Annotated in this window: 26 protein-coding genes, 1 tRNA gene, 2 pseudogenes and 1 other annotated feature; of the genes and pseudogenes, 21 read left to right on the top strand and 8 right to left on the bottom strand. The window is 32.9% G+C overall.

Going from position 1 to position 26,403, the window contains the following annotated elements:
• Nucleotides 1-77: 77 nt before the first annotated feature.
• From RBQ61_RS02665 to RBQ61_RS02630, 8 genes and pseudogenes are all read left to right on the top strand, one after another.
• Nucleotides 78-344 (top strand): annotated as a pseudogene (locus RBQ61_RS02665) (VirB4-like conjugal transfer ATPase); the annotation flags it as partial.
• Nucleotides 344-2,353 (top strand): C40 family peptidase, encoded by a 2,010-nt coding sequence (locus tag RBQ61_RS02660; RefSeq protein ID WP_308138987.1) that lies wholly within the window; start codon nt 344-346, stop codon nt 2,351-2,353. The pseudogene RBQ61_RS02665 and the gene RBQ61_RS02660, both read left to right, overlap by 1 nt.
• 4 nt (nt 2,354-2,357) lie before the next feature.
• Nucleotides 2,358-2,597: a hypothetical protein gene (locus tag RBQ61_RS02655; RefSeq protein ID WP_308138986.1), complete on the top strand. Its 240-nt coding sequence runs from the start codon at nt 2,358-2,360 to the stop codon at nt 2,595-2,597.
• Nucleotides 2,598-2,658: 61 nt separating this feature from the next.
• A complete protein-coding gene (locus tag RBQ61_RS02650; RefSeq protein ID WP_308138985.1) occupies nt 2,659-3,105 on the top strand; it encodes a single-stranded DNA-binding protein in 447 nt (148 codons plus the stop codon).
• Nucleotides 3,106-3,290: 185 nt separating this feature from the next.
• A complete protein-coding gene (locus RBQ61_RS02645; RefSeq protein WP_308138984.1) occupies nt 3,291-4,328 on the top strand; it encodes a helix-turn-helix domain-containing protein in 1,038 nt (345 codons plus the stop codon).
• Between the two features lie 284 nt (nt 4,329-4,612).
• Nucleotides 4,613-4,972 (top strand): helix-turn-helix transcriptional regulator, encoded by a 360-nt coding sequence (locus RBQ61_RS02640; protein ID WP_308138983.1) that lies wholly within the window; start codon nt 4,613-4,615, stop codon nt 4,970-4,972.
• Entirely contained in the window at nt 4,959-6,941 is a 1,983-nt protein-coding gene (locus RBQ61_RS02635) for an N-6 DNA methylase (RefSeq protein ID WP_308138982.1), read from the top strand. The genes RBQ61_RS02640 and RBQ61_RS02635 overlap by 14 nt, the downstream gene beginning before the upstream one ends.
• A 44-nt stretch (nt 6,942-6,985) precedes the next feature.
• Nucleotides 6,986-8,371: a restriction endonuclease subunit S gene (locus tag RBQ61_RS02630; protein WP_308138981.1), complete on the top strand. Its 1,386-nt coding sequence runs from the start codon at nt 6,986-6,988 to the stop codon at nt 8,369-8,371.
• 386 nt (nt 8,372-8,757) lie between these two features.
• Here RBQ61_RS02630 and RBQ61_RS02625 read toward each other — a convergent pair whose 3' ends face one another.
• Nucleotides 8,758-9,279: a type II toxin-antitoxin system PemK/MazF family toxin gene (locus tag RBQ61_RS02625; RefSeq protein WP_308138980.1), complete on the bottom strand. Its 522-nt coding sequence runs from the start codon at nt 9,277-9,279 to the stop codon at nt 8,758-8,760.
• 172 nt (nt 9,280-9,451) lie between these two features.
• Between RBQ61_RS02625 and RBQ61_RS02620 the strand changes: the two are divergent.
• Nucleotides 9,452-10,818 (top strand): annotated as a pseudogene (locus tag RBQ61_RS02620) (transposase).
• Nucleotides 10,819-11,186: 368 nt separating this feature from the next.
• Here the strand turns inward: RBQ61_RS02620 and RBQ61_RS02615 are convergent.
• Nucleotides 11,187-11,561, bottom strand: coding sequence for a hypothetical protein (locus RBQ61_RS02615; protein WP_308138979.1), 375 nt, complete (start codon nt 11,559-11,561; stop codon nt 11,187-11,189).
• Between the two features lie 234 nt (nt 11,562-11,795).
• On the opposite strand from RBQ61_RS02615, the gene RBQ61_RS02610 reads away from it, so the two are divergent.
• A protein-coding gene (locus RBQ61_RS02610) for an IS3 family transposase (protein ID WP_308138978.1) occupies nt 11,796-12,928 on the top strand; the annotation gives its coding sequence in 2 pieces (ribosomal slippage) (nt 11,796-12,042 and nt 12,042-12,928; 1,134 coding nt in all).
• Between the two features lie 362 nt (nt 12,929-13,290).
• On the opposite strand, the gene RBQ61_RS02605 is transcribed toward RBQ61_RS02610, so the two are convergent.
• The 3 genes from RBQ61_RS02605 to RBQ61_RS02595 form a co-directional block, all read right to left on the bottom strand.
• Entirely contained in the window at nt 13,291-13,467 is a 177-nt protein-coding gene (locus RBQ61_RS02605) for a hypothetical protein (RefSeq protein WP_308138977.1), read from the bottom strand.
• 117 nt (nt 13,468-13,584) lie between these two features.
• The gene (locus RBQ61_RS02600) at nt 13,585-14,694 is read right to left on the bottom strand and encodes a hypothetical protein (RefSeq protein WP_308138976.1); all 1,110 of its coding nucleotides are present in this window, start codon (nt 14,692-14,694) and stop codon (nt 13,585-13,587) included.
• Nucleotides 14,695-14,798: 104 nt separating this feature from the next.
• A complete protein-coding gene (locus RBQ61_RS02595) occupies nt 14,799-15,221 on the bottom strand; it encodes a helix-turn-helix domain-containing protein (protein WP_308138975.1) in 423 nt (140 codons plus the stop codon).
• A 14-nt stretch (nt 15,222-15,235) separates the two neighbouring features.
• On the opposite strand from RBQ61_RS02595, the gene RBQ61_RS02590 reads away from it, so the two are divergent.
• From RBQ61_RS02590 to RBQ61_RS02575, 4 genes are all read left to right on the top strand, one after another.
• The gene (locus RBQ61_RS02590) at nt 15,236-15,523 is read left to right on the top strand and encodes a helix-turn-helix domain-containing protein (RefSeq protein WP_308138974.1); all 288 of its coding nucleotides are present in this window, start codon (nt 15,236-15,238) and stop codon (nt 15,521-15,523) included.
• Between the two features lie 741 nt (nt 15,524-16,264).
• Nucleotides 16,265-16,741 (top strand): hypothetical protein, encoded by a 477-nt coding sequence (locus RBQ61_RS02585; RefSeq protein ID WP_308138973.1) that lies wholly within the window; start codon nt 16,265-16,267, stop codon nt 16,739-16,741.
• 155 nt (nt 16,742-16,896) lie between these two features.
• The gene (locus tag RBQ61_RS02580) at nt 16,897-17,058 is read left to right on the top strand and encodes a hypothetical protein (RefSeq protein WP_308138972.1); all 162 of its coding nucleotides are present in this window, start codon (nt 16,897-16,899) and stop codon (nt 17,056-17,058) included.
• 73 nt (nt 17,059-17,131) lie between these two features.
• Nucleotides 17,132-18,697, top strand: coding sequence for a recombinase family protein (locus RBQ61_RS02575; protein ID WP_374049904.1), 1,566 nt, complete (start codon nt 17,132-17,134; stop codon nt 18,695-18,697).
• Nucleotides 18,698-18,756: 59 nt separating this feature from the next.
• On the opposite strand, the gene RBQ61_RS02570 is transcribed toward RBQ61_RS02575, so the two are convergent.
• The 3 genes from RBQ61_RS02570 to RBQ61_RS02560 are packed head-to-tail and all read right to left on the bottom strand — an operon-like array spanning nt 18,757 to nt 19,692.
• Nucleotides 18,757-19,179 carry a manganese catalase family protein gene (locus RBQ61_RS02570; protein ID WP_308138971.1) on the bottom strand — a complete coding sequence of 141 codons (423 nt, stop codon included), beginning with the start codon at nt 19,177-19,179 and terminating at the stop codon, nt 18,757-18,759.
• A 31-nt stretch (nt 19,180-19,210) separates the two neighbouring features.
• A complete protein-coding gene (locus RBQ61_RS02565) occupies nt 19,211-19,486 on the bottom strand; it encodes a spore coat protein CotJB (protein WP_308138970.1) in 276 nt (91 codons plus the stop codon).
• Nucleotides 19,483-19,692, bottom strand: coding sequence for a spore coat associated protein CotJA (locus RBQ61_RS02560; RefSeq protein WP_308138969.1), 210 nt, complete (start codon nt 19,690-19,692; stop codon nt 19,483-19,485). Before RBQ61_RS02560 ends, RBQ61_RS02565 begins: the two co-directional genes overlap by 4 nt.
• Before the next feature lie 327 nt (nt 19,693-20,019).
• On the opposite strand from RBQ61_RS02560, the gene RBQ61_RS02555 reads away from it, so the two are divergent.
• The 7 genes from RBQ61_RS02555 (at nt 20,020) to RBQ61_RS02525 (ending at nt 26,277) form a co-directional block, all read left to right on the top strand.
• Nucleotides 20,020-20,095: transfer RNA gene (locus tag RBQ61_RS02555), tRNA-Val, on the top strand.
• 177 nt (nt 20,096-20,272) lie between these two features.
• Nucleotides 20,273-20,482: a binding site (T-box leader), on the top strand.
• A gap of 118 nt (nt 20,483-20,600) precedes the next feature.
• On the top strand, nt 20,601-21,851 hold the full coding sequence (locus tag RBQ61_RS02550) for an argininosuccinate synthase (protein WP_308138968.1): 1,251 nt from the start codon (nt 20,601-20,603) through the stop codon (nt 21,849-21,851).
• Nucleotides 21,852-22,082: 231 nt separating this feature from the next.
• A complete protein-coding gene (locus RBQ61_RS02545) occupies nt 22,083-22,706 on the top strand; it encodes an ABC transporter permease (protein WP_308138967.1) in 624 nt (207 codons plus the stop codon).
• A gap of 22 nt (nt 22,707-22,728) precedes the next feature.
• A complete protein-coding gene (locus tag RBQ61_RS02540) occupies nt 22,729-23,829 on the top strand; it encodes an ABC transporter ATP-binding protein (protein ID WP_308138966.1) in 1,101 nt (366 codons plus the stop codon).
• On the top strand, nt 23,822-24,556 hold the full coding sequence (locus RBQ61_RS02535) for an ABC transporter permease (protein ID WP_308138965.1): 735 nt from the start codon (nt 23,822-23,824) through the stop codon (nt 24,554-24,556). The genes RBQ61_RS02540 and RBQ61_RS02535 overlap by 8 nt, the downstream gene beginning before the upstream one ends.
• Nucleotides 24,557-24,575: 19 nt before the next feature.
• A complete protein-coding gene (locus RBQ61_RS02530) occupies nt 24,576-25,499 on the top strand; it encodes a glycine betaine ABC transporter substrate-binding protein (RefSeq protein ID WP_308138964.1) in 924 nt (307 codons plus the stop codon).
• A gap of 142 nt (nt 25,500-25,641) precedes the next feature.
• The gene (locus RBQ61_RS02525) at nt 25,642-26,277 is read left to right on the top strand and encodes a TrkA C-terminal domain-containing protein (RefSeq protein WP_308140086.1); all 636 of its coding nucleotides are present in this window, start codon (nt 25,642-25,644) and stop codon (nt 26,275-26,277) included.
• The last annotated feature ends 126 nt before the right edge of the window (nt 26,278-26,403 follow it).

Below are 26,403 nucleotides of genomic sequence, written 5' to 3'. Positions count from 1 at the left end.
GAGGGGTACGTACGGTTCCGAGGGAGGGTGTAGGAAACCTACCACTTCGGTGGCAAGGCGCCTTTGCCCTACCCTACGATCTTTTAAGATCAGAAACCGCAAGGAGTATGCTGGCCAATTCTGATTTTGTTATGATGCTTAATCAGGCGGCAACAGATAGGGCAGAGCTTGAAAAGATGTTTAACATATCGTCTACTCAGCTTGAATATATAACTAATTCCGATCCGGGGCAGGGACTTTTATTTACAGGCGGAAGTATTATTCCTTTTGTAGATGATTTTCCAAGAGATACAAAGCTGTATAAAATGATGACAACAAAACTGGAAGAAACGGGTGCTGCCTGATGGATATAAAAAGCAAGCATGAGTCCTATAAGGAAAATATAAGACGGTATGCCGGCAGAACTAAAATAAAACATGTTAATTCCGGAAGCCTGGAGAAGATTAAGGATTTAAAAAGAAAGGGTTTATTAAAGTATCCTTATAAAAGGCTTAGAACCGGAAGTAAAGTATATGGAAATGAATATAAAAAGAATCACAGTAATAATGTAGGCCGAAGGACGCAAACTTTGGCAGGGAGTTTATCTTCCGGAATAAAGAACAGTCTCAGGGGTGATGAAAATAATACGCCGGATACCGGGATAGAAGCGGTTATATATACAACGGATAAAGTAGATGCCGCCGTTGATGCGGTGCAATGCTCCAGGAGAACCGTTAATAAGGTAAAAGATGTAAAGTCAACAATTGATACCACAATTAAGGGCGGAACGGGTAAAGATGAAATTATCCGGAAGGTTGCCGCTAACGGAGCTAAGTCGGGCTTGAGAGTTGCAAGAAATATGAATACCCATATTACCGATCAGTTTCAATCAGATGATACGGACTTAGGAATTCAAAGTTTTGCAAAAGCCGAAAAGGAAGTAAGGCAGGCTTATGATACTGCCAAAGCGGTTAAGGATACATCAAAAGATATATCAAATCTTGTTAATAAGACAAAGAAAAGCAATTCGCATTCAGGAGAATACATAAAGAATAAGATTTATACCGCTAAATCTAACAAATATGAAAAATACAGAAAAAGCACTGTTAAATCTGTAGGACTATCACGTAACAATGACACAGTTAAGACCAAAATAAGTAAACCTTCTAACAAAATAAGAACCGCTAGGGTCAGGAAAAATAAGGTAGTAGCAAAAAAAGGTGTTTCATCAATTTCTAGGAATATAGCAGGAACTGCTAAAAAAATTGTTGAAATATTTCTTCCCGGGAGAAAAGCGGTTCTGGTTTTTGTTGGTATTATGCTAGCCGTTTTTTTTATTTCTTCACAATCTGCAGGTATGGTAACTGCTTTAAGCCAGCAGTATTTTATGGCTGATAATGATGTTGCTGATAAATACATGGAAGAAGTTAAACTCCTGGATCAGGAGCTTAAGACAAAAATAAATAAGCTGTCAAATGAAGGAGACTATGATGATGTTGATATTATTTACATAGGGGATCTTCAGGGCATTAATACAAACTTTCAGGAAATATTTGCGGCGGCAGCAGTGAAATATGAACAGGACTTGACTTTCTCAGCTGATGAAAAATATTTTGTTCATAAGGTGCATGAAAAATTGTATGACATAAAGATTTCCTCTGAAGTATACCAGGTGACCGATAGAAACGGAGAAGAGGTTGACAAAATAAGAAAAATTATAACTGTTTATTCCAATGACATGGAAACTGTAATGAGTCAATTAAAGTTTGATAAGGAGCAAAAGGCTTGGGCTAGAAGACTGACATCAAGCTTCAGCGAACAATTTCCGAAATTTGCTCAGCAGTACGGAGAACTTACACAAAAAGAAATATTATGGCTTATGGAGAACGCTCCGGTAATGTCGGACTTAAAACAGAAAAAGCTTTATGATACAGCTTTAAGTATTGTCGGCAAAGTGAAGTATTTCTGGGGCGGAAAAAGTTCAGCGGGTTGGAATGATGATTGGGGTGAAAAAACTAAGGTTACCGCAAAAGGCAGCGATACGACAGGAACATATAGACCCTTTGGCCTTGATTGCTCCGGATATGTGGATTGGGTATATAAAACAGCCGGTATTGGCAGCATGTTGTCCGGAGGCGGAACAGCATATCAGTTCGGACAGGCGTATCCAGTTAAGGCAGATGATCTTCAGATCGGGGATTTAGCATTTTTACAGATGCCTAATTCATCCGGTATAAATCATGTGGGAATTTATATAGGTAAGGATGATGAAAAAAATAACCTATATGCTCATTGTCAGTGGGGAACCGGAGTAACCGTTAACAGTTATGAAGGATTTAAGTATTTTAGAAGGGTAGTAAATTTCGAGGAGTGATTAAATGACTTTATATGACAAGCTTGAAAAAGAGAAGCAGGCTCTTGAGAAACTTCTTAAAAAAAGAGACGAGCTGAATAAGAAAATAGAACAGTCAAATAACAAAATTAAAATAATAGAAGAAGATATAGAGAATCTTGAGATGAAAACAACGGTTAAGGTAATTAAAAGTAAAGGATATACAATTCTTGATGTAAGAGAGGCGATTAATTCGGGAATCTTGGATGATATTTTAGGTAACTAAGGCATTTTATTTTAAGATGCTTTTTTTATAATAAAAAATATAATTGTAGTAGGAGGTTACTATGAATAGTGTAACTTTAATCGGGAGATTAGCAAGAGATCCCGAACTGAGATTTATACCATCTACCGGCTTGGCAGTGACTAAATTTGTTTTGGCCGTAGATCGGGAGATGTCAAAAGATAAGAAACAGGAGGCAATAAGTGCCGGAAAACCTACCGCAGATTTTATAGGTATAACTATTTTCGGAAAACAAGCCGAAAATTGTGCCAACTATCTTGCTAAAGGTCGACAGTGTGCAATTCACGGAAGAATTTCTACCGGCAGTTATATTACACAGTCCGGTGAGAAAAGATATACCACTGAAGTTATAACCGACAGAATAGAATTTCTTGGAGGCAACAGGACAAACGGGACAAAGGACGGCGATGTAAGTCCGGACACAACATTTTTTGATGATTTGCCGGACGATAATTTTACGCCGGTAAATGATGAAGACATACCATTTTAATTGAAAATGGCAACATAAAAGGCATCTGAAATCCGGATGCCTTTTGTTGCATAAAAAAATAACTGCCCATATGCGGTGAGCAGTTAAGAATAAAAATGCAACTCATACAATGTTGTCAAATTACAGTTATAGTATCACAAAAATTTTAAAGATGCAATAATAAATAAACTTTTGGAGGATAAAAAATGACCGCAACAATTACAATGTCAAATTATATATTTAATACAAAAACAAATGTATACAGTAAGCTTGTATATGCAGCTATAAAGAAATATTCAAATAGTAAAGGAACCTGTTTTCCGTCCAGAAATACACTTGCCCGGTTGTGCAATATTTCCTTGTCTACATTAAGGAAAGCAATTAACAGTCTTGTTGATGCAAGTATATTGGACAAGAAGTACAGATACAGGGAGAACAGAAGTCAGACATCAAATATGTACACCTTGATGCCATTTATGACATCTGGAGATTATTATTTTAAAGTGAGGGCAGATATATTTGAACTTGAACTTACGGAAATAGAAACGGTAGTGTATATGTACCTTTGTTCATGTGCAAACAAGGACAGTGAATGCTACCCGTCTATAAGCCAAATATCCGCTGCGTGCGGGGTGAGTCAGACAAGCGTTAAATCTGCTATAAAAGGACTGTGTGAAAGTGGATTGATATTAAAAATTAATCAGTTTAGAAAAGATGGAGGGAAGAGAAATAATATGTATAAGCTAATAACCGAAGAAATAAATCCGGTAAAAATAGATGAATTTAAACAGATTAATGAAGACGAAGCAGCAGATCATGATAATGATGTAAAATTTCATGAAGTAAATGAGGAAGCCAACACTGTAGTAGAGAAACATGAAGCAATAAAAAGTGAATATTGTGATTTGCTTGATGATAATGAAGTTAAAGAAGTTGATAAACAATCCGTACATCAAAAAGAAACGAAGGAAAACACGGATACTAAAATACGAGGCGATATTTTTAATTTTAAGCTGTCAAAACACGCCCTCATGGTATATTTGTATGTAAAGACATATAGCAAGCTTAATCGGGGAAAAAATTCGTCTAAATATGAAATAGCACACAACTGTAAAATCAGCATCTCAGAAACAGAAAAAGCACTGAGAGAAATTAAAAATGCAAAGCTTATTGAAGACTTAGGTCATAAGGAACTATCATCAGACCCCATAGTCATTACAGAACCTCCACCATGGTCAATATAAGACATCTCCCATGGTCACCAAAAGCCAACCCATAACTAGAACCTATAATTAACTTTTACTATAAACAATAAAATAATGCTTACTGAAAAGAAAACTGTATATAAATGAATATAAATACATTATATGTTCGTTAATAGTAAGTTTAGGCTATGATGTGGTCGTAGCCGTTGTTGCTTTTCTTCAGTAAGCAATTATTCTGAATATGGTTATAAAAATATCTTGATTTATATTTATTAAAATGATATTGTTAGTATGTAAACATACATACTTTAGGGGTGAGGCTGTTGATTAACAAGGATAATATACGTTTTTGTGATTTGCTATCTGAGCTAATTAAGAACGCGAATATGACACAAACTGCATTTTATACTAAATTAGGCATCAAGAAGCCTTATTTTTATGATATATTGACAGGAAAAGCAAATCCTCCACCACCTCAAAGACAATTTGCAATGATTGAAATACTTGAACCCAATGAGAGTAATCGTATTTTGTTTTTTGAACTAGCTGCTCAAGAACGAAAGGAAGTGCCTGCTGATATTGCAAAATTTCTTGAAAATAAAAAAAATAGAATTGCAATAAGAAAAAAAATTAATTATAAGAGATTGATAGCCAATGGAGGAAAAGAAAATGACATTAAATGATATTTTTAAGAATACTAACTATGATGATTCTATTTTTTCTGAAGAAACAAAATCAGTTATAGAAAGTGCAATTTTTATTAAAAAGGTTCGTGGAGTTAATTTGCCTTATATAAAGTGCATTATTAGAAATAAAGAAATTAGACTTACTCCAGAAGAAGCAGTACGCCAACTATATTTATATAGGTTAATCAACGAGTATGGTTACCCTATAAGTCGAATCCAACTTGAAACGCCAATTCATTTTGGTCGTGAAGTCAAAAGAGCAGATATTACAATAATGGACAAAGATCGTCCTACGGTTCCATATATTATAGTAGAGCTTAAAAAGCCAAAACTTACAGATGGAAAAGAACAACTAAAATCTTACTGTAATGCTACGGGAGCTCCTATTGGGTTATGGACAAATGGTGAACAAATTTCTTGTTATAATCGTAAGGATCCAAATTTTTTCGAGTCTATTAGTGATATACCAAATGTTACACAAAAATTATCAGATATTCTTAATGAAAAGTTTACTTATGAAGATTTAAAGAAAAAAGATAAAATAAGTAACGAGAGAAGGTCACTTCGAAATCTTATTAAAGAAATGGAGGATGAAGTCCTTGCTAGTGCTGGCGTTGATTCATTTGAAGAAATATTTAAGTTGATTTTTACTAAGCTTTATGATGAATTAATTTGTGCAAAAGATAAAACAACATATTTGAAATTTAGAAACAGCGGCGATACGGACTTTGAATTAAAAGAAAAAATTCAAGGACTATTTGATAATGCAAAAAAGAAATGGATTGGGGTTTTTCCAGAAGAAAGCAAGATATTACTTTCTCCATCTCATTTGGCAATTTGTGTTTCTACCTTGCAAGACATTAAACTCTTTAATAATAATCTTGATGTCGTAGATGATGCGTTTGAGTATTTGATGAGCAAAGCTCAGAAAGGAGAAAAAGGACAATATTTTACGCCTCGTTATGTTATTGATATGTGCGTCAAAATGATGAATCCTACAGTTAATGATAAGATAATTGATACTGCCTGTGGTAGCTCAGGGTTTACGGTTCATAGTATTTTTTATATTTGGAAGGCTATTCGCAAGGCTAAAGGATTGTCTGAGGGAGAAGGCTTTACAACAGATGAACGTACAACAGAAGAAATTAATTATGTCAGGGACAATGTTTTTGCTATTGATTTTGATGAAAAGACTGTCCGAGTTGCACGAACGTTAAATTTAATAGCAGGTGATGGAAGAACGAATGTGCTTCACCTTAATACACTTGATTATACTCGCTGGAATGAGATTACAAAGCAGGAAGATTGGAATGACACTTACAATGAGGGGTTTCGACTGTTAAAAAAATTACAGACTAAAGGTGTTAGTGATTATAGTCAATTTCAGTTTGATATTGTTATGGCAAACCCACCTTTTGCAGGAGATATCAAAGAACAGCAAATTCTTTCTCGCTATGAATTAGCCAAGAATAATAAAGGTAAATGGCAAAAATCTGTTGGTAGAGACATCCTTTTTATTGAACGGAATTTAAATTTTTTAAAACCAGGTGGTAGAATGGCTGTTATTTTACCTCAAGGTAGATTCAATAACTCAAGTGATAAGCGCATTCGTGAATTTATTGCGGAGCGTTGCCGAATTCTTGCTGTTGTTGGTTTGCATGGAAATGTATTTAAGCCTCATACAGGTACAAAGACATCAGTATTGTTTGTACAAAAGTGGGATGATGAGTTGTGCCCTAAAAAAGAAGATTATAATATTTTCTTTGCAACAATGCGAAAACCAAGTAAAGATAATTCTGGTGATAAGATATATAGAAAAGATGAAAACGGTGATATTTTACTTGATTCGCATAAACACTTTATTGTAGATCATGATTTATATAACCATGATGGCATGACAGAGTATGGAATTGCTGAGGCATTCATAGAATTTGCAAAAAAAGAAGGGTTAAGTTTTTTTCAATAAGCCCATTCGTTAAACCTTTTAATGAAGTCAAATATAAGACTTTGATGGATGGGCTTGAGTGTAGTGAAGTTGCATTATCTGAAACAGTTCTAAATAAAGATCTTAGAATTGATAGCACGTTTTATACTGCAAAAATTATAAGAAATAAAAACATTAAGTATGTTTCTATAGGAGAATGTATCATAAATGCACAATATGGTGTTTCAATAGGCATGAACGAGGACGGTGAAGGATATCCCATATATAGAATGAATGAAATGCACAATATGTTGTGTGATCTTAGTGTAGAGAAGTATGCGAATCTTACAAGAGAACAGTTTTTAAAATATAAGCTCAATAATGGAGATGTATTGTTTAATCGCACTAACTCATACGAGCATGTGGGTAGGACAGGTGTGTATTATGAAAATGGGAATGGCATGACTTTTGCTTCATATCTAGTGCGCTTTGTACCAGATAAGAGCATTCTCCTCCCAGAATACTTAGCGGCGTTTTTAAACTCAAAATATGGAATTATAGATATAAAGAGAAGATGTCGTCAATCTATAAATCAAACAAATGTAAATCCCGAGGAAGTAAAAGAAATACAGATACCTTTACTTGAGTATAGTATTCAAGAAAAAATACATGAGCTATTCGTGTTGGCTCATAACAAGAGAAAAGATGCTAATAACATTTATCTGCAGGCTGAATATTTACTAATGTCAAAACTTGTTTTGCAAGATTTTGCTATATCTACAGAATCTATATCTATCAAAACCTTATCAGCAAGCTTTCTTACAAGTGGTCGTTTTGATGCAGAATATTATCAGCCGAAATATGATGACTATGAAACATTGCTAAAAACAACAGACACAGTATTGTCAATATGCAATTTGTACGATAAAAATTTCACTCCATTCAAAGATACAAAGTACAAATATATTGAGTTAGGTAATGTAGGAAGTTACGGAAATATCTCCAATGTTGAAACGGTTATTGGGAAAGATCTTCCGTCAAGAGCGCGTAGAAAAGTTAAAGCGGGACAAATAATTGTTGCTTCAGTTGAAGGATCTCTGCAGAGCTGTGCATTAGTTACAAATGAGTATAATAATGCTCTGTGCTCAACGGGCTTTTATGTACTTGATTCTGACAGCATTAACTCTGAAACTTTACTGGTATTGTTTAAGTCTGAACCTATACAAGCACTATTAAAACGGCGTTGTTCAGGTACGATATTGACGGCCATTACAAAAAACGAACTGTTAAACATGCCATTGGCAAAAATTGATCAAGAAGTTCAAAAGCAGATTGCAGAAAAAATACAGGAATCCTTTGGGCTACGCTATCAGTCAGAGCAACTGCTTGAAAACGCAAAGCGTGCTGTTGAGATAGCAATTGAAGAAGGGGAAGATAAAGCGATAGATTGGCTAAATAATTTGGAATTATGAATAAAACATATGAGAAATGGAAAGTGCACAGAGTAAAGATAAATGATTAAATTAAGAAACTATAAATATTATAATAACAAATATTACTAGAATATGTGAATGAGTAAATAAACAGTTAAACTAAATAGGGAAGATATATAAAATATCTTCCCTATTTCTTCAAAAATTAGAATGAAACATAGTTTCCTTCACTCTATATATCATTATATGTAACTAACGATTATTTATGAAAAAACTAAGAGAGAGTTAATAAACTCTCTCTTCTTCAAAAAAATCTACTGAGCTTTCGCCCCTTCACACTATCATTTTTAATATAGCTTAATCAGAATACCACTAAATATAACTTTTGTCAAGGTTGTTTTTAAAACAAGACAAAAATAAATTTGCTAAAAAATATGGGATTTTTTTAAAGCTTCATTTATATCATCTAAAACATGACCCTTTATATTACCAATAGAGGATTTAAAATCAATCCTTTGAATGCTAACATTTTGAAGTTTAAGTACATTAGCCCAACGTATTATATTTTTAAAACCATATACTCTATTTACTTTAACGTGATAATTTTTTATTTTAGATGGTTCTTGCGAAGATAATGGTATTACAAAGATGCTATTACCAGTTTTTCGTAAGATGATTGCTGGGTGGCGTCCTCCAAATTCATTGCCAACATTGAATCCAAATTCTATCCAAAAAACAGAACCGCGATTTAATTTATCGTAATCATTGCACATATAATTTGGCTCATCTATAATTAATTGTGTTTTCTTTGTTAACCATGCATAATAATTATAAGATCGTTTGAGATCATCACAGCACGATAAATTAGTGCAAGAAAATAGCTTGTTAATTTGGGAAAGAGCGTCTATTTTACTTTTCTCAAGGTCAGGCTGCATAATTGTTTTCAAATATTTTCACCTCCTTTTTTTAAGTATAGTCTATAGGCGTTTGCGAAACGCCACAACCCGTGAAAACACGGGATATTTTTTAATACAAAAAATGTAACTCCTCACTGATTTATGGTATAATTGAATTGCCGAAAAACAAATCCACCATAATCTCGAAAGGAGTTACATGTATATGATACCACATAATCAGCTATCTTTGGCAGATATTTTTTCTGATTGCCAAGAAAAATTTGATAACGACAAATATGAATTTTTTGCTTTATTAGAAAATACCATTAATCTTTATGAGTTTATTCCATTTTCATTTGTAAACAATTTTCATGCATCAACAGGAAGACCTCGCAAATACCTGCTCACTGCAATGCTTTGGGCATTACTTCTTCAGCGAATATTTTCAATTCCAACAGACACTCTTTTAATTACTTTTCTTAAATACTCTAAAGAGCTAAGAGATTTCTGCGGTTTTAAAAAGGTTCCTGATGCATCTAAATTTACTCGTTTTAAACAAGATTTCAAATCGGACTTACAATCGGTGTTTGATAAACTTGTTGATATTACAGAACCGATATGCCAACGTATTGATGAAGCTAAAAGCTTCTATGACCGTATATGATACTTCTGGTATTGAAGCCTTTGTAACTGAAAACAATCCTAAATATGCAAATCGCATAATTAGTCAACTTAAGTCCTATAAAAAATCTATGAACCTTAATGATTCTTATGACCCTTACAAAGCCGCATACAGCTCTATGCCTTCTCATGCCTCTTCTAATCAAGAAATTAAACAACTTTATATAAACGGACATTTCTGTTACGTTTATAAATTTGGTATGATTACAAATGGTCTTGGCATTGTCAGGGATATTTCTTTTTTAAATAAAGATTTTCTACAATCTCATCCTGACATTACTGTTGATAAAAAATCAGATTCTCCTGATGAAGATAAATCTCTTCATGATTCAAAGGCACTTATCCCTGTATTAAAGGATTTCTTTAAAAAACATCCTTTAATTAAACCAGATATTTTTCTTGGTGATGCTGCTTTTGATACCATTGCCATTTACAAAGACTTATTTACAGATATAAAATTCAATAAGGCTTTCATTCCACTAAATCACCGTTCCGCTTTAAAAAATTCAGATTATGCAATTAATTCAGATGGCATTCCTTACTGTCCTAATGACAATACCCTTTTAATGAAACCTGAAGGGAATACTTCTCATCTAAAAAGTGGAATTCCTACCCTCAAATTTGTTTGCCCTAAAATGAAATGGGCTAAATGTGATGATGGAAAGTATCGCAGACGCCATAATTGTGAAAATCCATGTACTTCATCTCCGTCTGGTCGAATGGTTTATGTTTATCCTGAAAAAGATTTACGTGCCTATCCTGGAACTATTCGAGGTACCGAAACTTGGGATCAAACCTACAAAATTCGTTCTGTTGTAGAACAGTCTATTAATCATTTTAAAGAAAGTTTCTGTATATCTGGCCGTAAAACACAGAACGAAAAAACTCTTCATGCTGATTTATTATTAGCTGGCATCACTCAGCTCATTACTGTTGTTCTCGCTGATAAGATTCATCAACACCAATACATAAGAAGCTTGAAACCACTTATTTCTTAACCTGTTTTATTGAGAATATTTCAAGGCGTTTTTTGTTATACCCTTTTTTCTATTAAAATTGCTTCCTTACTTCTTTAGTTACATTTTTTCTCTCTTTAATTCAATCTTTAATTAATTTTGATTCTTAACGAAACTTAGATTACTAAATTTTTTAGTTTCGCAATTACCTAAGTATAGTCTAATACGAATTGTAAGATGTATTAATTAGAATGAAAATTTGATAATAAAAACATATCTCAATATAGGCGAAAGAGTGCTAAGATAATAAAAAAACAATAGTCACCGGTCCATTGAACAATAACGTGCCGTTTCTGGTTTAATACAATAATCATATCCATCGTTCTTTTTATATCTTTCTACTTGTCCGCAAATTTTAATGCTTTCTCCTTTATTAAAACCTAAAAATTTTAAGCTTAAAGGAAGCCATAAGTGCGGATCTTCATTTTCTATGTCTATTATTAAGAGCGTAGTATTTTCAATTGAGATCATAGGATTTATTTTCATTTCCATTGCTTCAATGGGTAAAAAGGACATAGGAAAGGTATGTAAGGGAGAATAATTTTTCCTACCATCAAAATTAAAAACGCCAAACCTTTCAATTTTTCCTGTTAACATTACATAGTTTCCATAGTTTTTTTCTAAATAGTTTCTCATTAATTCCTCTTAATTAAAAAATATCAAGTCACTTAACATTAATGCATTAAGCCTACTTATTTCGCTAAATGAATTTCTTGCATATACTTTTACATCTCTAACATAAGAAATTTCTACTCCATATTCATCAGCATAACAAGTTGTATTAAAAGATAATGGTGTTAGTATATAAATGTGGACACGAAAAGTTTAACACGATAAAATATAAATACAATGAAAGGTGCGTGTTAAACAATGTCCAAAAATGGTATCCGTTATACGGATGAATTTAAACAACAGATAGTAGATTTGTATAATTCAGGAAGCTCAGTAGCTTGCCTGAGCAGTGAATATGGCGTGGCAACAGTAACGATATATAAATGGATTAAGCAATTAAGTCCAGTCAAGGTCACTGGTAATGAGGAATTGACTGCTAAGGATTACCAATCAATGAAAAAACGCATTGCAGAGCTTGAGATAGAGAATGAAATATTAAAAAAAGCTACCGCCATATTCGCAAGAAAACAATAAAAGAAGTCGTTGCTTTTATTGAAAATTACAAATCAAAATATCCTGTAAAACTTATATGCAAAGCCTTAAAATTTCCGAGAAGCACATATTACAAGGCTTTAGTTAATATACCTTCTAAACGTCAGCTTGAAATGGCAAAACTAAAAGCTGAGATTAAACAAATCTGGACAGAAAGCAAATCCAGGTATGGAGCTCCAAAAATCCATAATATCTTAACCAGTCGTGGCATAAAAGTAAGCCTTAAGCGTGTTCAGAGATATATGAGTGCAATGGACATTAAATCCATAGTTGTTAAAAAATTTCGTTATCACTCAGAAAAAGTTACATCAGATGACAAAGAAAATATCTTGAACAGAGACTTTAAAACAATTAGCATCAACCAAAAATGGTGCACTGATATCACCTACATTTATACCATTAAAAATGGCTGGACTTATTTAGCTTCAGTCATGGATTTCCATAGCAAGAAGATTATCGGTTACGCATACGGAACTTCAATGACAGCTAAATTAGCTGTAAAAGCTGTTAAAAATGCCTGCATGAATGTTAGTGATACAAAAGGCATTATTCTGCACAGCGATTTAGGTACACAGTACACAAGCCGTTTATTTGAAGACTATTTATCCTCAAAAGAAATTATTCATTCCTTTAGTAGGAAAGGTAACCCATATGATAATGCATGCATTGAGTCTTTCCATTCTATACTTAAAAAGGAAGAAGTAAACCATCACAGATACTTTGATTTCAATGTTGCCCGCAAGGCAATATTTGAATATATCGAATCCTGGTACAACCGTAAAAGGATTCATGGTGCTATAAATTATATGACTCCACAGGCTGCTCATGAAGCTGCCTGAGTGGTGTAAAAAAAGTTAAACTTTTTGTGTCTACTCTATTGACACAAGTCCATAACTTATAATCAGTTTTAGGTACAAATGAACATATTTTTACTGTAGACTATCTGTAAATCTTATTATTAGACTTGTACATAAAAAATATGTGTTTATGTTCTTATAACGTAAATTAGGATTTCTATAGTCTGTTACGTGGCCCATTCTTAAAAAATTAACTAAAACATCGTTAGGTATTTATAATTTTTCTCGGTTATAATATTATTACAGTTGCATCATTAGTTATTTTAAGAGCGCTGGGTAATAAAGTACAAGGCTTATCATTTATTATTCATAGTCATCCATGTTCTGTTCCACTGGAACAAAACTCACAAAACAAACACAAAAACTACCGGAACATACTTAACTTGTTCCCCTTCAAAAAAATTAATCTTCTTCCTTCTTCCATTTAATATAAGTTCACTTATTTTACCAGTAATAATATTTTGCTCGTAGCTATTCAAGTTCCTGAACATGTCCAGTAAAAGTGCTTCTTTTTCTGTCATACCCAATACGCCCCCGCCTATTAATAAACACAATATAAGTATCGGTTTAAAAAATGGATGGTTTAATTAATGGATAGTATTGTTATTGCTATTTATTAACCCTGCCTTTTTTAAGCATTAAAAATCTATTTCTTCATAATTGTATTTTGCTTTATTTGCTGTCACAGTATCTCTGTATACATTGTCAAGATTGCTGCTTGCATCATTTGTAATATAGGCATCGGTTATATTTACATCTAAGATGCCATCACTTCTTTTTATTATATTTTTAAAATATACTGGCACATATGTGACGTCCTGACTGTTTTCTTTTGTTATATCTGATGTGAATTTAATTTCATATACTAAAAATATACTATTGTCAACATCGTTAAATCCCTTGTCCATTCCTGACTTTAATGTAAAAAAGTAGGCATGTTTAAGAGCGTTTTCAACTATGTTTATACTGTCGCGTGAAACATCAGGGAAAAACACATCAGGATAAAGAATGCTATTATAAGAGTATTTACCTGCAATTTGTGATTCGATTAAATCATTTGCTTGACTTTTCATTTTTTCAAGGGTATCTGTATCTATCGATGCATATTCCGTAATGTATTCGTCTAGTCCTTCTGCTGTAAATTCTTTTTCAGTATTATTAATTATAATTCCATTTCTTATAGCATTCTCTTTTGAGATGTTTGCTGAAACTGTTATTGTGTCACCATTAGAAATGTTATAGCTATTGTCAAGATCATAATAAATATTTTTTAAAAAAGGATCGTTTGAAGCGTTTCTCAATAAAGCGCTAGCATTTGGAGATACTCCTTCGTATTCTATATGTATATCCGTAAATAGGTCAACTTCTTTCGGTTCTTCCAGATTTTCTACTTTTACAGATGCGTTATTTGCCGTAAATGATACTTTGTATTTTTTAGCAAGGTCTTTATTCCAATTAACTGTTAAATTAACAGTGTCTCCATTAGTTAAGTTTTCTGATTTATCAATGGAATACTTAATAGAATCCTCAATTATTGCAAGTTCTGTGAATGTTTCCAAACTGCTATTATTATCGTCCTGAAGTAATTCGGATTCAAGCTCTGTCCAATTAATTTTTACAGAAGCTGTTCCGTATCCATTATATCCGGATATACTTATATTTGCATATTGAGACAAATCAATTTTATTTGAACTGCATCCTGTTAATAAAAATAATGTTATAAATAATAGAAATAATTTTTTTTTCATTTTGCTCCCCCTTGATTGATTAATAATATTCATAAAAATTATATCAACAATATGTACAATGTTATGTTAATTGATACAATATAAATATGTCATAATAAAAAATATTATTTGTTAACCCTATCTTTAAAATCTACTTCTGCAATTTCTTCAGACATTTCCATGTTTCTGTTTTCAATGTTTTTATTGTAAAGAATCTCGGAGATTTTCCCTACTATGATGTTTTGTTCATATTTATTTAAAAGCCTAAATTCTTCAAGCAATTCGGATTCTTCCGGAGTAATATCAAGTCCTTTATTTTTATCTGTAATATCAGGAAGGTCTGTTCGGCCTGTTAAATAGTCAAGAGAGACATCGAAATATTCAGCAATGGCAGTAATTACTTCTATTGAAGCAGCACGTTGCTTATTTTCAATTTTACTTATTGTGTGATAAGAAACCCCGATGTGATCGGATAAAATTTTTTGGCTTACATTAGCTTTTTTCCTTAGTAATTGTAATCTTTCGGCAAAGATATTAGCATCAAACATAAAAACCTCTTGACATGAGACTTAAAGTCGTATACAATAAGAATACAAAGACTAAAAGTCTGGTTAATTTAATTGAGGAAGGGTTAAGTATGATAAAGATGAGACAAGAACGCATCAAAAATAGGTGGTCACAAAGCTATGTCGCTAAAAAGATAGACATAACAAAATCAGCATATTCCAATATAGAAACACAAAAAAGAAAGCCATCCTATGAAGTTCTTGTCAAACTCGAAAACCTATATAACCTTTCTCACAGGGATCTGCTGCAACAGGTCCCTGATGAAAACATTTTAACAGAATAATCATTTTTTTTCAACATTTATTGCCACATTATTGAAAAAAAGACAAATTTTTATCAGGTGTTCCACTGGAACAGAAGTACAAGCCTAGTTAATTTAGCTGTAATGACGTATAGAATAATTCCCCCATTGTTTTGTACATAGTTTATTGCAGCTAAGTTAAACCTTTTTTCTTTTCAGTAAGCATGAAAAGTACATAGAGTATTAAAAAAGGTTGGCTTATGTAGCTTGAAATCTGAATAAGTATTTCTGATACATTCCTTATGCGGCCTGAAAAGGAAAGCGAATACAGGACTGCGCCATGAAAGATATTGTTATGAGGTAATATTTGAGCGGTTAAAATTTTTGAGAGTGCCTGCAAAGTTAACACGGCGGTGTTAACTCGCCATGATTCGCATAAGGGAATAATGATACTTCCGTTCAGCCACAGCTAGTAGCAATGGGGACGGCTCGCCATAAGCATGGGGAGGACTAAAGCGTTATATGTTGAATAACGAAAGGTCATGGAGTTGGCAAAACCGTCGGAAATACTATAATTTTAACTGTAGAGCTAATTAATATATTAAATTTATTAACTAGCTGTGTGGTTAAAGTATTATTAATTACCGCAATTTGTGGCATAAGATGAAATTACGGCAAGAAAAAATTAAATAGACAAAATAATTAAACGGAATGTTTTACTAACTGAGCATTCCGTTTCTATTTGCAAAACAAAAGTAAAATATATAAAAAAGGAGGTGCGGAGTGGAATATTTACAGCTTCAGTATAGCTATTTAAAGAATGGGCTAGAGGACTTTAATTTAAAGTCTATGGAAGATTTTAAAAATGTTTTTAATATACCACCTGAATATATTGCAGGGTATAACGATTTACCTAAAGATAAAAAGCAGTTATTTGGAGAGTTTCTTGTAAGCTATTTAAATCGTATAGGACTTAACATTAAAGCAAATTTTGTTCCGGTTAGTATATATTATGTGGAAGAAATCACTCTTGGCGGTAAAGTACAAGAAAATGATGAATACTACACCGAGTATTCTAGACAGTTTTATATTTTGCGTCCGGATGGGAAAAAAGAAAAAATGAAACGCAAGGGGTATCGTGATAAAGATGTTATTTATGCCTTTACTAAGGAAAATAAAAAGCACTTTTTAAGATTTGATTTTCTGGAAAATAAAAAGAAGGTTTGGCTGCATGTAATATCACCTACAGAATGGTATTGATTATGGATATAAACAATATAAAAAAACAATAAGGTTTAAAAAAGCTAACAATTTTTATCTAACGCACAAGGTACAAGCTATGTGTGTTTTTTGTTGAAATTTTAAGTTATAATTGGATTTTCGTTAGAATAAAATGATAAAGAAGGGGTGATTTCATGTCTTTAAGTAAGCAAGATTTTTCTTGCAAGAATGTATTCAAGAATTCAAGCGAACATCAGATAAAACAAGAATTTAATCAAAAAGTTATAGAGCTTATAAATGAAAAGAATAAAACAAACGTTATTTATAAAAGGGATTTACAGATTATTTCGCATTAGATATAATATATCTATGTAGTTAGATTTGTTTTATCTCTTTTGAATAACAAAGGAGATATAATACGTGACTGTGATTGATAGGGTTTTAAGGGTTGCAATTTACGTCCGTTTATCCGAAGAGGATAGGAATAAAAAAAAGGATACAGATGATAGTGATAGTATACAAAACCAAAAATCAATGCTTATTAAATATGCTCTTGATAAAGGTTGGGAAATCTATAAAATATATAGTGACGATGATTACACCGGCGCAGATAGAAACCGACCAGATTGGAATGAGCTCCTTAAAGACGCAGAAAATCGAAAATTTGATATAATACTATGTAAAACACAAGCAAGGTTTACAAGAGAATTAGAGCTTGTTGAAAAGTATATTCATGGACTCTTTCCGTTATGGGGCATACGCTTTATAAGTGTGGTTGATAATGCAGATACTGATGTGAAGGGCAATAAAAAATCACGCCAGATAAATGGTCTTGTGAATGAGTGGTATTTGGAAGACCTATCTAATGACATTAAAAGTGTGTTAACAGATCGGAGGAAAGAAGGATATCATATTGGTTCATTTGCTTTATACGGGTACAAAAAGGATCCTGATCAAGAGGGGCATCTAATTATTGATGAAGAAGCTGCAGAGATAGTAAGAGAAGTTTTTACTTTATTTTCTCAAGGGTATGGTAAAACAAAAATTGCACGAATTTTAAACGAAAGAGGAATACCTAATCCGACAGAATATAAAAGGCAAAAAGGATTAAGATACAAACAAGCGGTATCAAGAAATAGTACCTTATGGAAATATTATTCTATTTCAGATATGCTAGTTAATGAAATGTACATAGGGAATATGGTACAGGGTAAGTATGGAAGTGTTTCGTATAAAACCAAAAAGAATAAGCCTAGACCAAAAGAACTATGGTATAGGAAAGAAGGAACACATGAAGCTATTATAGATAGTCATCTTTGGGATAGAGTGCAAGAATTAATAAAGCAAAAAACTAAGCCCTTTAAAGTCGGCAAAATTGGTATATTTGCAAAAAAAGCAAAATGTATGCATTGTGGTTATACATTGCGTTCTGTCAAGAATCATGGCTATTACTATCTTCAGTGCCAAAATAAGTACGTTTCTGAGGATTCATGCATAGGTTCTTTTATACCTGTTAAAAAGCTTGAGAAGCTTGTTTTAGACGAACTTCACAAACTAATAAATGAATATCTTGATAAAGATGAAGTCGAAAGGAAAATAGAGTTAAATAATAACTTCAATAATCAAAAATTAAAGCTTGAAAAAAGTATTGCGTTATTTGAAAAAAAGATAGAAGAATATTCTTCTGGTATACAGAATCTATATTTGGATAAGGTAAAAGGTATAATAACAGAAAAGCAGTTTGTAGAATTTTCAAGAAATTTTACAGATGAAAAAGAAAAGTATGAAGGATTGATAACTGAACATATAAAACAGATATCAGATATCAATGAAAAAATGCATACTGGAGATAATCGACTCCAGATTGTAGAACAATACATGAATATAGAAAAGTTAGATAGAGAAACAGTTGAAAAACTAATAGATTATATTTTAATCGGTAAACGCGATGAACAAACAAAAGAAGTACCAATTGAAATACATTGGAATTTTTAAGGTTCTTCACTGTGTCTTTTCTGGTGAAGAGCCTTTATTTAAAATCATTAAAGTTATCTTTACAAAGTCGCACCATCTGCGGCCATATCATTGTATAAATCTGCTACAGGCTCTCCTTTCGCTTGTGTATATTTTGCATCCCATGGCACACCGGATGAATCAAGTAAAAACGGGCAGGTTTCATGATTAGCGTAGTATCCTCCCAGTCCTGCTGCTATTAATTCATCTCTGGTGGCACCTTTTATTAACTTTTTAAATAAAGTTGCAACCATTTCCATATGCCCCAGCTCTTCCGTGCCTATATCAGTAAGTAATGCTTTAGTTTCGTTTAGAGGCATATTAAATCGTTGAGTAAGATAATTCATACTTGCACTTGCTTCGCCGTCAGGACCACCGTATTGGTTAAGGACAGCCTGTGCCATCTTTAAGTCTTTATTTGAAACTCTTACAGGGTACTGTAACTTTTTTTCATATATAAACATTTAATCATTCCTTTCTGCGATATTGTTTAAATTACATTTCCCATGGCCATGGACTGTTCATATAGCTCCATGTGTTGCCAGTTTCCTGGCTCATTATCGACATGATTCCAAATTTCGATTCATACACAGGCAGAATCTGCATAAGCTGCTCGGTTACTGCTTTATGTCTATGCAGGGCAACAGGATCATTTGGATGGGTGTCTAAATAAAGAGACAAATCATATATAGCGAACTCCAGTTTTTGAATGTCTAAAAGCATAAGACGCTGTTCGTTTGACATATTAATATTACGACCGTTGTTAATCATGATTGCACCTCTCTTTGAAAGAATTCCATATAAGGAGTAACCAATTCGGGAAACAATGTACCATGGATGAATGCTTCATTTATATTGTTAAAATATAAGGGGTCTATTTGATATGGTACGTATCCATAACCTGGCATAGGATTTTCAGGCATATATGGAACCATTGGTACGAAATTATCATTATAATTTATATGCAAAGTTTTCATTCCTTTCCTTAATGATTTTGCTATTTAGATTTTCAGCAATAGATACAATTATAGTATTCATATATTGACAAATAGTGACTCTTCATCAAAGAACTTTAATTAAAAATTTAAAATAAGAAATTCTACGAATATGTGTTATTGAAATGTTTTTTAATTTAGTTGATAAAATTATAACCGATTATAATAAGTCGGTGAAAAGTATTGATATGTTTAAATGGACTTGGCTTAACTTTTATATGTTTAGGAATATCATAAATTGATAAGAAAACATATTGACAAATGATTTGTGTTATGGTAACATCTTTTTCACAGGTAATAAATATATATGGAAGCTTAGCTCAGTTGGGAGAGCATCTGCCTTACAAGCAGGGGGTCATAGGTTCGAGCCCTATAGTTTCCACCATAATAAGAGGATGTTGTTAAGCATCCTCTTTTAATATTTTTTGAGCATGTAATAATCCTCGTAATTTAGTTAGAATTAACGGCAATGGTATAAATATAATAATTTCTGAAAAATTTTAAAAAACATATTGACAAATATAAAAACTTAATTTATAATTGTATAAAAATAATTTATTATGTAAATTTAATGATTGGAAGAGTAAATTAAATTTAGCTTCAGCGAGCTGGCGCAGAGTGTGAGGTCGGCAGTGATATTTAATGGAAAAGAATCCATGAAAAGATTCTCAGAAGTAGCAGTATGAGAATACGGTTAAATACCGTTACTATGAAAGAGCGAGCAAGCTGCTTAAAGAAGAGTGGTACCGCGGTTTAAAAAACTGCCTCTTTATAAGCAGTTTTTTGTATGTTCAAAATAGGGCTGATGGATTTTGAATAAAGTGTCTGAAAGCATAAATATACATTGAACAATTATTGATTACTAATAAATAAAATCGGAGGATAGAAAAATGGAAAAGGAAAAAGTAGTATTAGCATATTCTGGAGGATTGGATACATCGATTATTATTCCTTGGTTAAAGGAAAATTACAATGACTTAGATATCATTGCTTGTTGTGTTAATGTAGGACAGGAAGATGATATGGATCTTGTAAAAAGCAAGGCGATTGATTCGGGAGCTAGTAAAGTCTATATTGAAAATGTAGTTAATGAATTTGTTGAAGAGTATGTGTATAAAGGAATCAAGGCAAATGCTGCATATGAAGGTAAATATCTTTTAGGAACTGCCTATGCACGACCTTTGATTGCTAAGAAGCTTGTGGAAACAGCTCATAGGGAAGGAGCTAAATATATAGCGCATGGATGTACAGGTAAAGGCAATGATCAGGTCCGCCTTGAAACAGCAATAGCTGCATTAGACCCGTCGATTCAAATTATAGCACCTTGGCGTATATGGGATATAACTTCAAGGGAAGAAGCTATAGATTATGCAGAAGCTAAGAATATTGACCTAAATGGTATTACTAAAGAGAAAATATATTCAAGGGATCAGAATATTCTACACATCAGCCATGAAGGTGGAATGCTTGAAAATCCTGCAGTTGAACCTGACTTCAATGAAATCCTTGTTATGACTAATACTGTTGAAAAAGCACCGGACGCACCTGAGTATGTTGAAATAGAATTTAATGAAGGTATACCTGTTAAATTAAATGGTAAAAAATTAAACGGTGAAGAGATGCTCACTGCATTGAATAAGGCAGGAGGAACTAATGGAATAGGAGTAATAGATTTGCTTGAAAATCGTCTTGTTGGAATGAAGTCAAGAGGAGTTTATGAAACACCGGGAGGAACTTTGTTGCTGGAAGCTCATAAATATTTGGAAAGCTTTGTTTTGGAGAAGGAAGCTACGCACTTTAAAGAAATAATAGGTCAAAAATATGCCGAGCTTGTATATAATGCTATGTGGTTTTCAGGATTAAAAGATGCCTTTGATGCATTTATAGATTCTACTCAGAAAAAAGTAACAGGAACAGTTAAGTTAAAATTATACAAAGGAACAATTAAGTTTGCGGGAATGGAATCTGACTATGCTTTATATAATGAATCAATTTCGTCATTCTCTACTGGGGACTTGTTTGATCAGAAAGATGCTTCCGGATTTATTCACTTGTACAGTCTGCCATATAAAATTCAGGCTTTAAATGAAATGAACAGCAAAAAAAATATTACTGAAGTAACTTATAGTTTTAAGGAATAAGCTGCTTTAATAACGTGTTAGAACAACCATGTTTAAGTAGAATGTAAACACTTTGAGAAAGCGTCAATCAATTAAAATGATTGATGCTTTTTGTATATTTATTTTTAAAATAGCAATGAAATAAACTTTATATACGTAATGATTTTAAAAAAACCCTAGCCAAACCAACAACCTGTATGATACAATTAAGTAGTTGGTTATGTTTATTATTAACAAGAAGGGGGTTATATTATGAACTTGATTGATTTTTTTATCAGTCGCCTAAATACTATACTGGATTTAACATGGGAGCACTTGCTGATGGTTCTAATCGCTATGGCGATTTCAATTATCTTGGGTGTTTTATTAGGTGTTTTAATAACATATAACGAAAAAGCTTCTAGGCTTGTTTTAAATGTTGCTGAAATACTTATGACAATTCCAAGTCTGGCGTTATTTGCTGTATTAATACCGATTTTTCATATTGGAGCAACCCCTGCTATTATAGGACTAGTTTTGTACACTCAGCTTCCGATAATAAGGAATGTGTATACAGGAATTAAAAGCATCAATCCATCAATAATAGAATCTGCTAAAGGCATGGGAATGTCTGATTTTAAAATTATGTATAAAATCAAACTTCCGTTAGCTTTTTCGGTACTCATTGCAGGAGTAAGGACAGCGGTTGTTATGGGAGTAGGTATGGGTGCAATAGCGTCTTATGTTGGTGCAGGAGGACTTGGCGATTATATCTTCCAAGGTATTCAGAGGACAAATGATAAAATGGTTATAATAGGAGCAATAATGATTTCATTAATGGCGATTATAATGGACAGAGTACTATATATTGTACAAAAGAAAGTAGAAGTAAAGTAGACGAAATAGGAGGTAATGCTATTTGATAAAATTTGAAAATATCACTAAGAAATACTCAAATTCAAAATATCCGGCAGTTGATAACTTAAATCTTCATATTAAAAAAGGAGAAATATGTATACTTGTAGGTCCTTCAGGGTGCGGAAAGACAACTACTATGAAAATGATTAACCGATTAATAGAACCAACAACAGGAAACATTTATATTAACGGTGAAAATATTAAAAACCAAAATCCTGTTGAATTAAGAAGAAATATAGGATATGTAATACAGAATATAGGATTGTTTCCGCATATGACTATTGCAGAAAACATAGCAACTGTTCCTAAAGAGAAAAAGTGGGACAAGGAAAGGATTAATAAACGAGTTGATGAATTGCTTGAACTTATGGAGTTAAATCCGGCAATTTATAAAAACAGAAAGCCTTCCGATTTAAGCGGAGGTCAGAGGCAAAGGGTAGGAGTTGCCAGAGCGCTTGCTGCGGATCCACCCGTAATGTTGATGGACGAGCCATTTGGAGCACTTGACCCTATAACAAGGAGCAAGCTTCAAAATGAATTTTTACACGTCCAAGATAAAATAAAAAAGACTATTATATTTGTAACGCACGATATTGATGAAGCAATAAAAATGGGGGATAAGATTGTTGTAATTAGACAGGGGAAAATAGTGCAGCAGGGAACTCCAAATGATATATTGAGTTCACCTGCAGATGAATTTGTAGAGAATCTTGTAGGAGGAAACCGATCTATTAAGAGGTTAAATCTTATAAGGTGTGAAGAAGTAATGCATAACACCTTAAGTGTTAATATGAATACTCCTGTGGCAGAAGCAATTGCTACTATGAAACAAAAAGATTTAAAAACAATTGCTATAACTGAACAAGATGATAAGTTGAATGGGTTTATACAATTAAAAGATATTGAAGGAAAAGACGGTTTGGTAAGTGATTTTAAGAAAGAGCTGGAAGTTATAGTGGAGGAAAGAATGCCTCTTAATGATGCGCTGTCTGAAATGCTTCGCATAGGGCAAAGATATATATATGTCACAGACGAGAAGGACCATCTAAAAGGGTGGATCGGAATTAATGATATATTGAATGCGGTGAGCTACAATGACTAGAACGGATAATAAAAAAATAAAAATAGGAGCATTTTTATTTCCTCTAATACTATTAGCTTTGGGTATAGGGTACAGTTTTTATGTTGTTAATTATCCTCAAGATAAAATTGTATCGAATTATGTTACGTATAGTAAAATTTTTAAACTATTAAGCCAGCACATAGGATTGGTAATGGCTTCTGCAGGTGCTGCAATAGTGGCTTCGGTACCGTTGGGTATTTTTCTTACGAGACCTAAATTTAAGCGATTTACAAATGTAGTTGTAGGCATTGTTAATGTTGGGCAGACTGTTCCAAGTTTGGCAATATTAGCGTTGTTTGTTAGTTTTTTAGGCGTAGGGTTTAAATCAGGAGTGTTTGCTCTTTGGGTTTACTCATTGCTGCCTATATTGAACAATACATTAGCAGGAATACTAGGTGTTGACAAATCTATACTTGAAGCTGCGAAAGGTATGGGTATGACAGCAACGAAAATTTTAACAAAAATAGAACTTCCCATAGCATATCCTGTAATTATGGCTGGAATACGTACTGCTGTTACAATAAATATAGGTACTGCCACTCTAGCTGCTTTTATTGGAGCCGGAGGACTGGGAGACTTAATTATCGCAGGCAATAACATAAATAGATGGCAAATTGTAATATTGGGAGCTGTACTTTCAGCATTGCTTGCATTATTGACAGATTATTTAATGAGTTTATTTGAAGATCATTTAAAAAATATATAAATTAAATAGGAGGGATTTGATGATTAAAAAATCAAAACGTGTAAGAAGTTTAGTTTTGACATTAGTATTATTACTTATAGCAGTGTCGCTGAGTGCATGTGGCGGTAAAGACGATAATACCATTAAAATAGGCTCAAAAGAATTTACGGAGCAATTACTTTTAGGAAAAATAACTGTAATTGCTTTGGAAGATGCAGGTTTTCAAGTAGAAGACAAGACAGGTGTTGCAGGATCAGATAAGGTGCGTTTAGCACTTGAAAACGGAGACTTTAGCATGTATTGGGAGTATACCGGTACAGCATGGCTGTCTCAGCTGCAGCATGATGATCCAATAACGGATCCTCAAGAAGCTTATGAGAAGGTAAGAGATGAAGATGCAAATAATGGATTAATATGGCTTCAGTATGCGCCGTTAAATAATACGTATACTTTGATGATGAGACGTGCAGACTCTGAAGAGCTTGGTATAAAAACTATTAGTGATTTAGCTGAATATATCAACTCAAATCCCGGTGAATTAAGGGTGGCAATAGACCATGAATTTTCAATAAGACCCGACGGTTATCCTGGGGTACAAGAACACTATGGATTCTCACAAGGCGAAGATGAGATAAAAATAATGGATCTTGGAATTATGTATAAAACCTTAAAAGAAGAGCAGGTAGATGTTGCAATGGGATTTGCGACGGATGGGCGTATACCTGCATATGACTTGGTTAATTTGGAAGATGACAAGGCATTTTTCCCTGTTTATAATGCGGCGCCTGTTGTTAGAAGTGAAGTACTGGAAAACAACCCTGAAATAGAGGACATTCTTCAAAAGATTGCTGTATTATTGGATACTGAGGCAATGATGAAACTAAATTATGAAGTAGATATAAATGAGAGAGAGCCTGAAGAGGTTGCAAGAGAGTGGCTTCAATCAGAAGAGCTTATAGATTAATATTTTGGAGAAGGGGCATCCTAATAAGGGTGCCTTTTTATTTAGGTTTAAATCTTATTGCGAATCTCTCTAAATTCATATATATTATATTTAAAGAAAAATTCATTAAATAATTACTATGGTACGAAGAAAGGACAAATATATGGACAATAAAGTTAAGAGTTCTGTATATCAGAAAATAGCCCTGGATATAGCTTCCAGAATTGTTGAACATAATTTTGAAATAGGCGAAAAAGTGTATGCAAGGTCTTCTATAGCAAACCGATACAATGTTTCGCCGGAAACAGCAAGAAGGGCAATAAATGTTCTTGCTGATTTAGAAATTGTAGATACAGTGAAGGGTAGCGGCGTTATTATTAAATCCTATGAGAATGCAGCTAAATTTATAAGACATTTTAGTGATAAACAAACAGTTAATTCTATAATATCTGAATTGTACAGCAGTCTAGACAATCAAAAAAAAGAAATAAATTATATTAAGTCCAAATTTGATTTGTTATTAGAAAATACACAGCGATTTCAATCAATTAACCCATTTGTGCCTTTTGAGATAAGAATCACTGAGGATTCAAGCCGTTTAGGAAAAACTGTATCAGAAAGCAACTTTTGGCAAAATACAAACGCAACTATTATTGCTATAAAGCGAGATGGTGTTATTATTTTGTCTCCAGGTCCGTATGCTGTATTTAAAGAAAATGATATATTTTATTTTGTTGGTGATGAAAATAGCTATAACCGCGTAAAGGACTTTATATATGGTAATATAAAAAGCGAATAACAAAGAGGGTAAATTAGTTGCTTTCTTGATAAATATATGTCCAATTAGAGAGAGAAAAACTCTCTTTTTTTGTTATAAAAAATCAGTATTGTATTTGTATAAAATAATGCTATAATATACAGTACA

The sequence above is a fragment of the Sedimentibacter sp. MB35-C1 genome (assembly GCF_030913635.1).
Classification (GTDB): domain Bacteria; phylum Bacillota; class Clostridia; order Tissierellales; family Sedimentibacteraceae; genus Sedimentibacter.
This window is presented reverse-complemented; position numbering and strand designations above follow the sequence as displayed.